The organism is Nocardioides sp. (genome assembly GCF_016462705.1).
Lineage (GTDB): Bacteria > Actinomycetota > Actinomycetes > Propionibacteriales > Nocardioidaceae > Nocardioides.
Genome location: NZ_JAEMSS010000070.1, coordinates 1 through 1,067, shown reverse-complemented (window position 1 = coordinate 1,067; position 1,067 = coordinate 1). Strand labels below are relative to the sequence as shown.

General features: G+C 72.0%; 2 protein-coding genes. Both read right to left on the bottom strand.

What is annotated here, in order from left to right; translation table 11 throughout:
• Window positions 1-499 (bottom strand): amino acid permease (locus tag JHD21_RS10765; RefSeq protein WP_292674652.1); only part of this gene is annotated, 499 nt, incomplete at its 3' end.
• Between the two features lie 93 nt (window positions 500-592).
• Window positions 593-991: an adenylyltransferase/cytidyltransferase family protein gene (locus JHD21_RS10760; protein WP_292674649.1), complete on the bottom strand. Its 399-nt coding sequence runs from the start codon at window positions 989-991 to the stop codon at window positions 593-595.
• Window positions 992-1,067 lie beyond the last annotated feature (76 nt).

Below are 1,067 nucleotides of genomic sequence, written 5' to 3'. Positions count from 1 at the left end.
CCAGGGCGATGACCAGCTGGACCCGACCGCTGACCCGCAGCCCGAACCAGTTCATCGCCGCGACCAGGGTGATGATCGCGCCGGTCGCCAGCAGCTGCGTCTGCCGCCCGCCGCCGGCCGAGTCCGCGACGTACGCCCCGGCGAAGCCGGCGGCCGTCGGCGCCCCGATGGGGATCGCGAAGAAGAAGCACCAGCCCACGACCGTCGCGGCGCGGGCACCGAACGCCCGCCGCGCGTACGTCGCGACGCCGCCGCCGTCCGGGTAGCGGGAGCCCAGCGCGGCGAACGTCGTGGCCAGCGGGACGGACAGGAGCAGCAGCGCCGCCCAGGCCAGGAGTGACGCCGGTCCGGCCTCGTGCACGGCCAGCGCCGGGAGGGAGATGACGCCGGTCCCGAGCACCGCGCCGATGGTCAGCGCCGCGCCTTGGGGCACGTCGAGCCGGCCGCCGACGGCCGCCCGAGGATCCGCCGGTGTGGTGGGGGGAGCGAGCGAGGTCATGGCTCGAACCTAGGGTGGGGATTGGGTCAGCAGAACGGCCAATTCGTGGTCATCTGGACCGGCCAATCGAGCGGGTCCGCGGCCCACCCCGGGTCAGGCCAGGTCCGAGATCTTCTCGATCAGCGCCGTGGTCGAGATCGCCGGGGTGCGGGGCAGGTAGACGACCTCGCAGACGTCCTTGAACTCGTCGAAGCGGCCCGCCCAGTCGTCGCCCATCACCAGGACGTCGGCGTCGTACTGCTCGATGTAGTGGCGCTTGAGCTCGAGGCTCTCCTCCAGGAAGACCTCGTCGACCGGCTTCAGAGCGGCGATGATGGCCAGCCGCTCACCCTCGCTGAACACCGGCTCGCGGCCCTTCTTCGACATGTTGAGGGCGTCGGAGGAGACGCCGACCACGAGCCGGTCACCCTGGGCGGCCGCTCGCTCGATGACCCGCAGGTGGCCGACGTGGAACACGTCGAACGTGCCGAAGGTCAGGACGGTTCGCGGCATGCGCGCCATCCTTTCAGGTGCGGGTCCCCGCCACCGAACCCGTCGGGCGAGAATCGCCGCATGGCCACCGCCACCG

Excerpts from the sequence above, each read along its gene's own strand:
- JHD21_RS10760 (WP_292674649.1), bottom strand. The coding sequence starts at position 991 with ATGCCGCGAACCGTCCTGACCTTCGGCACGTTCGACGTGTTCCACGTC.